Here is a 6,921-nt window from a genome sequence, read left to right on the forward strand (position 1 = left end):
GTCGCGACCTGGAAGCCCAGCCCCGGCGTGATGCCGTCGGCCGTGATGACGCGGCGCGACTTGAACAGCACCTCTTCCTGGCTCACATAAGGCTCCCAGGTCGACCAGGCGTCGACCGAGCCTTGCGTGTAGGCGACCTTGGCATCCGACGGCGCCAGGAACACGATCTGCACGTCGCTCGCCTGCCAACCCCTGGATTCCAGCGCCGCCAGGATCAGCTGATGGCCGATCGAGCCGCGGCCGGTTGCGATCTTCTTGCCGCGCAAATCGTCAAAGCTCCTGATCGCGGAGTTCTCCGGCACCACGACCGCGAGCCCGTCGCGCGACTGCCGCACGGCGGCGATCGCCTTGACCGGAATTTTCGCCGCGGCCGCGAAGGTGAACGGCGCATCGCCGACCAGGCCGGTGTCGATCGCGCCTGCCCCGAGCGCTTCCAGCAGCGGCGCGGCCGCGGCGAACTCCTTCCACTCGATCTTGTAGGGAACGTCCTTGAGCACGCCGGCCGCTTCCATCACGGCCTGCGAATTGCCCTTCTGATCGCCGACGCGCAGTGTGGTCTGCGCGAAGGCGGCGTCAATGGCAGCGAGCGCAAGCGCCGCCGCGACAATGAGACGGATCATTCGGCGGCGATCCCCCGCTGCTGATCGCGCGCGGCGATCAGCTTGCGGGTCAGCGGGATCAGCTCGCGGCCATAGTCGATCGCGTCGACCAGCGGATCGAAGCCGCGGATCAGGAAGTGGCTGACGCCGAGATCGTAGTAATCGGCAAACACCTCGGCGACCTGCTCGGGGGTGCCGACCAGCGCCGTCGTGTTGCTGTTGGCGCCGGTGAGTTTTGCGATTTCGGTCCACAGCCGCTTGTCGATCCGGGTGCCTTGATCCGCCAGCGCGAGCAGCCGCTTGGCGCCATCGGTCGCGTGATTGGGCCGGCGGTAACCGGTCTGGTCCTGCAACGCGGTGGCGCGCTCGAGGATATGCTCGGCCTTCGCCCACGCCTTCTCCTCGGTGTCGGCCAGGATCGGCCGCACCGACAGGCTGAAGCGCGGCGTCGGCCGGCCGTGCTTGGCCGCGGCCGCGCGCACCCGCGCGGTGACGTCGCGCACCTGCGCATAGGATTCTCCCCACAGCGCGAACGTATCGGCGTGCTTGCCGGCGACCTCGACCGCGGCATCCGAGCCGCCGCCGACAAAGGTGTAAATGCCGCCCTTCTGCAACGGCTTCACCTGCGAGAAGCCGTTCTCGACGTTATAGTACTTGCCGCTGTAGTTGAACGGCTTCTCGCTGGTCCATTCCAGCCGCACCACGTCGAGGAATTCGCTGGTGCGGGCGTAGCGCTCGTCCTTGTCGTCGAGCGTATTGCCGTCCTGGCGCAGCTCGATGGCGTTGCCGCCGGTGATGACATGCAGCGAGACCCGGCCACCATAGAACTGATCCAGCGTCGCCAGCTGGCGTGCCAAGAGCGTCGGCGCGGTGAAACCCGGGCGCTGCGCGATCATCACCTTCAGCTGCTTGGTGATGGTGAGGACGTGCTGCGCGACCTGCAACGCGTCTGGAGTCGTCGAATGGAACGCCAGCAGCGCGCGGTCGAAGCCGGCGAGCTCATGGGCCTTCGCCACCGTCTCGATATAGGGCGGATCGAGCACCCGCCCTGTGCGGACGATGGTCTCGGAGGCGTTGTTGTTGGTGATGAAGCCGATGAACTCGACCGGCATGACTGATAACTCCGTTGTTGTTGGCTGTTGTTTCAGGCGCCCAGCGCGAAGCGTCCGGCGGAGACACGGGTGGCATCGTCTTGCGGGGTATGGACGCGGCCGCACAGCACGTCGCGGTAATGCCGCTCCAGCGGATTGGTTCGCGACAGGCCGTGATTGCTGGTCAGCGACAAGGCATCCTCCACCACTGCTGCGGCGTTATTGGTCACCGTCAGCTTGATGATGTTAGACTCGATCGCGGACAGCGGGAAGCCGTTATCGAAATCGGCAGCGAAGCTGTCGATCAGGCGGTCATTGACGGCAAGGCGCGCCTCGATCCCGCCGACCACCTCCTGCATCCGCGGCAATGTCGCGAGCGGCGCGCCGAGATTGGCGGGCACCCGCTCCTTCAGGAATTTGACCAGCCAGTCGCGGGCGGCGCGGGCGATGCCGTCATAGATCGCGGCGACGAAGATCGCGTGCACGGTCGCCTGGGGGACGTCAGGAACCTTCCAGTCGTCCGGCGTGCGCACGTCGATCTCGTAATCCAGCGGAAACACGACGTCGTCGAAGATCACGGTGTGGCTGCCGCTGGCGCGCAGGCCGAGATGATCCCAGGTCTGCTCGATCCGCGTGCCCGGCAATCCGGCCGGAACCAGAAACTGCCCGACACGGGCATCCTGCTCGTCGGTCTTCGCCCAGACCGCGTACCATTTCAGGATCGGCGCCCCGGTCGAATAGATCTTGCGGCCGGTCAGCCGCCAGCCGGTTTCGGTGCGGCGCGCCGTCGTCGCCGGCAGGCCGCCGCGCGCGGGCGAGCCGAGCTCCGGCTCGACGCGCAGCGCGTTGATCAGGGCCACGCCTTCGACCGTTTCCCTGGCGAGCTTGCGCGACAGACGCGCAGGCCAGCGCGTGCTGCGCGCCATCACCAGATGCTGGATATAATGCATCGACAGCACCAGCGCGGTCGACGGATCGGCCTTGCCGATGATGCCGAGCACGCGCGTCGCCTCGCGGGCACCCGCCCCGCCGCCGCCGAGCGCAGCGGGCACGGTCAGCGCCAGCAGACCTTCACGCGACAGATCGGCGAAATTCTCAAAGGGAAAGCTGGCGTCGCGATCATGTGCAGGTGCACGCGCCGTAAACACCTCGGCGAGCCGCAGGGCGCGCGCGATGTGCTCCGGCTCGTTCGCCGGCGGCAGCTCCTTGGCCGCAGATGTCACCACGTCGCCTCCAGCCCAAGCAGGCCGAGGATCTGCTTGCGCAGCTCCGCCAGATAGGGATCGCCGCGATGCCGCGGGTATGGACGGGCGACCGCGATGTCGGCCTTGATCCGCGCCGGCCGGTCGGACAGCACGATGACGCGATTGGCGAGCACCAGCGCCTCCTCGACGTCGTGGGTGACGAGCAGCGTGGTAAAGCCCTTGCGCTGCCACAGCGCCACCAGCTCGGACTGCATCGCGATCCGCGTCAGCGAGTCGAGCTTGCCGAGCGGCTCGTCGAGCACGAGGATCTTCGGATCGTTGACCAGCGCCCGCGCCAGCGCCACCCGCTGCGCCATGCCGCCGGAGAGCTGGTGCGGATAGGCATTGCGGAACGACGACAGACCGACCAGCTCGATCACGGCATCGACCCGATGCCGCTGCGCCTTCAGGATACCCTGCGCTTCGAGGCCAAGCGCCACGTTGTCCCAGACCGTGCGCCACGGAAATAGCGTCGGATCCTGGAACACGACGACACGCGACGGATGCGGGCCGGTGATGCGGGCTTCATCCTCGCGCAGCGCGCCGGCGCGCGGCTTCTCAAGTCCCGCGACCAGCCGCAGCAAAGTCGACTTGCCGCAGCCGGACGGCCCGAGCAGCGCGACGAATTCGCCCGGCGCGATCGAGAGATTGACATTGTCGAGCACCGGCAACGTGGCGCCATCGATGTCGAAGGCATGGCTGACGCCTTCGATGTCGAGCTCGGCGCCCACGGCGGGATAGGTGATCGCCTCAGCGGCGGATTGCACTACCATTTGACGACGCCCTTCTGCCAGACCAGCAGGCGGTCGCGGGTGCGGAACAGCAGCGTGATCGCGCCGGAGCACAGCAGCGACATCACGATCAGCGCGGCATACATGTTGGCATAGGCGGCCCAGCCCTGCGCCCATTGCAGGTACCAGCCGAGCCCGGCCTTGACGCCGATCATCTCGGCGACGACGAGCACGGCAAACGATGAACCGAGCCCCATGAACAGGCCGACGAACACATGCGGCAGCGCCGCGGGGATCGCAACCTTCAGCACCAGAAACGACGGCTTGGCGCCGAGCGTGCGCGCGACGTCATAGTAGGCGCTGCTGACGCTTGCGACGCCTGACCAGGTCAGCACCGTCACCGGGAAGCCGGTGGCGAGCGCGATCAGGAAGGTCGACGCGCTCCAGCTCGACGGAAAGGTGAAGAACGCGATCGGCAGCCAGGCGGTGGCGGGCAGCGGGCCGATGAAGCGCAGCACCGGGTGCACCCAGTAGCCGATCTTCTGCGACCAGCCGATCGAGACGCCGGTGATGAAGCCGACGGTTGCGCCGATGATGTAGCCGCCGAGCTGCAGCTTGATCGAGGCGAACACACTGTCGAGCAGTTTTGGCAGATCGTCGGTGTAGACTTCGAGGATCGACTGCGGCGGCGGGAAGAACGGCAGCGGTAGCCAGGCGAATTTCGCGGTCGCGACTTCCCACAGCGTCGCGAAGGCGCCGAACGCCACCAGCCATGGCGCGCGCTTGCGCAACGCCTGGCCGGCGCCGCCGAGATAATCCGCGCTGAACGTACCGAACAGAATGAAGGCCGCGATGACGATGGCGCCGATGCCGAGCGATCCGGTCCGCGACCAGTCGCCGACGTCGGGCCAATACAGGCATGACAGCCCGAACGCGAGCCAGACGAGGCTCGCTGCAAGCCCGACACCATAGCTGCCGGAAAGGTCCGCGAACGTGACCGCGGCGCGCGGCCCGGCCGCTGTCGCATCAGACACTGAATACGTCGACATAGATCCGCTCCGCGAATTTGGCAGTATCCGTGCTCTGCTTGAAAACCTGCACCGATTTCAGATCGTCGGCGTAACCCTTAAGCTCGCGCTTGAGCACTTCGCCGGTGGGATGATGGTGATGGGTGTGGTAGCGCGCCATCGCCTCGAGATCGGCAAGACTCGCCGCCTTCGGCGCATAGGGCTGGAACGATTTCGCCGCTTTGTCCGGATTCTGCGAGGTGAACATCGCGGCATCGAGCAGCGCCTGGGTGATGGCGCGCGCGACGTGCGGTTCTTCGCGCACCAGGCTGCCGCGAAGGCCGACGATGCAGCAGCTCTTGTCGCGGTACTCGCCGTCGAGGTTGGAGGCGACCTCCTTGTACTGCGCATCCTTCAGCCAGAGATAGGCCAGCGGATCGGATGACAGGAAGGCCTGCACCTCGCCCTTCTCGACCGCGACGTTCAAGAGATTGCCGGGATAGGCGCGCCAGTCGACGTCTTTCACCGGATCGATGCCGAGCTTGGAGAGCTGGATCGAGAAGAAGTTCTTGTCGGGACCGGCGAGATCGCCGACCGCGACGATCTTGCCCCTGAGATCGGCGAGTTTGTCGACGCCGGAGCTGGTGCGGGTCAAGACGCGCATGCAGCCGCCATGCGTGCCGGCCGCGATCTTGACGTCGAAGCCCTGCTCGAGCGGCTTCAACCAGCGCAGCGCCATGCCGAGCCCGGCGTCGCTCTTGCCGGTGGCGATCGCCTCCAGCAACTGGTCGGTCGAGCCGGAATAGTTGACGAGCTCGACGTCAAGGTTCTGCTTCTGGAAGAAGCCGTGGTCGATCGCGACCGGCAGCGGCGCGAGGCAGACCGCGCCGGCGTTCCAGGACAGTTTCAGCTTGCGCGGGCTGCCCGTCAGCGGCGGCGCGTCGGAGGCGGTCTTGCAGACCGGGAATTCGGAGAAGTCGATCGCGGGCGTGATCGGGCGCGGCGCGAAGGCCTGCGCGCCATAGGCGCCGAGCGGTGCGGCAAGCGCCGCGGCGGCGCCCGCGCGCAGCAATGTGCGGCGATCCATCACCGTCTTCTTGTGGTCGACAGACATCATTACTCCTGCATTTCGGCAAGGCTCCGCCCGGCGCGCAGACGTCTCCGTCCGCGCGCCCCGTCGTTCGAAGCTCATGGTTTAGAAAAAAGCGGATTTCTCCGGCGCTATTGCGTTCAAGCAACGCGCAAATGATGCGGCGCGGCAGGTTCACCGTCAATGAAATGGAATTTCGAATGTTGTCGGCGCGACAGCTGAACTCTCCACGATCGCAGCGCGCGACGATGAAAGGATTTTTGCAGTTGTTGCGACGCAGACGCGCAACGTCACGGCATCGATTGCACCAAATTTGAGCGAAACACGATCGCTCGCGCGATGTGTTCTACGCGCGACGGCGCGGCGAGATCATCCTTGCTGCGCACAGACTGATTTCAGTTTTCCGTTTCGTTGACGGCGAACCGCCGTCTCATAGACTTGATCGAACGCTGCCGCGCCTCCCGCCGAGCAGCGAATGAATCAGAAAGAAAAATCCCAATGCGCAAACTCGCCCGCTCGGGCTCTCCCACTACCTTAACCCGCCGCACCGCGGCTGCGCTGATTGCGGCTGCGATCACGCTCTCGACATCGGCGGCGGCGTTCGCGGCTGACGCCATCGTGCTGCGGGTCGGCGACCAGAAGGGCGGCAACCGCTCGCTGCTCGAGATTTCCGGCTTCGCCAAGGACCTGCCCTACAAGATCGAATGGTCGGAATTCCCGGCCGCAGCGCCGATTCTGGAAGCGCTCAACGCCGGCGCGCTCGATGTCGGCTACACCGGCGATCTCGCCTTCCTGTCGATCTATGCCGCCGGCGCTCCGATCAAGGCGATCGGCGGCACGCGCGCCGATCCGAAGACGCAGGCGATCCTGGTGCGCGCGGATTCGCCGATCAGGACCGCGGCCGACCTGAAGGGCAAGCGCCTTGCCGGCACCCGCGGCGGCTGGGGCCAGTTCCTGATCGACGCGACGTTGGAGAAGGCCGGCAACAAGATCGAGGATGCGACCTTCGCGCCGCTCGGCCCGGTCGACGCCAAGATCGCGCTGCTCGCCGGCTCGATCGACGCCTGGGCGGTGTGGGAGCCCTATATCTCCTACGCGACGCTGAAGGACAAGGCGCGCGTCGTTGCCGATGGCGAGGGCCTGACGCCGACCATCACCT

7 protein-coding genes are annotated in these 6,921 nt (G+C 66.2%); 1 reads left to right on the top strand and 6 read right to left on the bottom strand.

Features of this window, described 5'->3' with window-relative positions; all coding sequences use genetic code 11:
* From QMZ05_RS39865 to QMZ05_RS39890, 6 genes are all read right to left on the bottom strand, one after another.
* Positions 1–620: ABC transporter substrate-binding protein (locus QMZ05_RS39865; protein WP_353705734.1), on the bottom strand; the 620-nt coding region annotated here is incomplete at its 3' end.
* A complete protein-coding gene (locus tag QMZ05_RS39870) occupies positions 617–1,711 on the bottom strand; it encodes an LLM class flavin-dependent oxidoreductase (protein ID WP_353705735.1) in 1,095 nt (364 codons plus the stop codon). The genes QMZ05_RS39865 and QMZ05_RS39870, both read right to left, overlap by 4 nt.
* 32 nt (positions 1,712–1,743) lie before the next feature.
* Positions 1,744–2,916, bottom strand: coding sequence for an acyl-CoA dehydrogenase family protein (locus QMZ05_RS39875; protein ID WP_353705736.1), 1,173 nt, complete (start codon positions 2,914–2,916; stop codon positions 1,744–1,746).
* Positions 2,910–3,707 carry an ABC transporter ATP-binding protein gene (locus tag QMZ05_RS39880; RefSeq protein ID WP_353705737.1) on the bottom strand — a complete coding sequence of 266 codons (798 nt, stop codon included), beginning with the start codon at positions 3,705–3,707 and terminating at the stop codon, positions 2,910–2,912. The genes QMZ05_RS39875 and QMZ05_RS39880 overlap by 7 nt, the downstream gene beginning before the upstream one ends.
* Entirely contained in the window at positions 3,701–4,714 is a 1,014-nt protein-coding gene (locus QMZ05_RS39885; RefSeq protein ID WP_353705738.1) for an ABC transporter permease subunit, read from the bottom strand. The genes QMZ05_RS39880 and QMZ05_RS39885 overlap by 7 nt, the downstream gene beginning before the upstream one ends.
* Positions 4,692–5,786 carry an ABC transporter substrate-binding protein gene (locus tag QMZ05_RS39890; RefSeq protein ID WP_353705739.1) on the bottom strand — a complete coding sequence of 365 codons (1,095 nt, stop codon included), beginning with the start codon at positions 5,784–5,786 and terminating at the stop codon, positions 4,692–4,694. The genes QMZ05_RS39885 and QMZ05_RS39890 overlap by 23 nt, the downstream gene beginning before the upstream one ends.
* A gap of 474 nt (positions 5,787–6,260) precedes the next feature.
* On the opposite strand from QMZ05_RS39890, the gene QMZ05_RS39895 reads away from it, so the two are divergent.
* A partial coding sequence (locus tag QMZ05_RS39895) for an aliphatic sulfonate ABC transporter substrate-binding protein (RefSeq protein WP_353705740.1) occupies positions 6,261–6,921 on the top strand: 661 nt, incomplete at its 3' end.

It is taken from the genome of Bradyrhizobium sp. INPA03-11B, from assembly GCF_040446015.1.
Taxonomy (GTDB): Bacteria; Pseudomonadota; Alphaproteobacteria; order Rhizobiales; family Xanthobacteraceae; genus Bradyrhizobium; species Bradyrhizobium macuxiense_A.

Excerpts from the sequence above, each read along its gene's own strand:
- QMZ05_RS39880 (WP_353705737.1), bottom strand. The coding sequence starts at position 3,707 with ATGGTAGTGCAATCCGCCGCTGAGGCGATCACCTATCCCGCCGTGGGC.
- QMZ05_RS39885 (WP_353705738.1), bottom strand. The coding sequence starts at position 4,714 with ATGTCGACGTATTCAGTGTCTGATGCGACAGCGGCCGGGCCGCGCGCC.
- QMZ05_RS39890 (WP_353705739.1), bottom strand. The coding sequence starts at position 5,786 with ATGTCTGTCGACCACAAGAAGACGGTGATGGATCGCCGCACATTGCTG.
- QMZ05_RS39870 (WP_353705735.1), bottom strand. The coding sequence starts at position 1,711 with ATGCCGGTCGAGTTCATCGGCTTCATCACCAACAACAACGCCTCCGAG.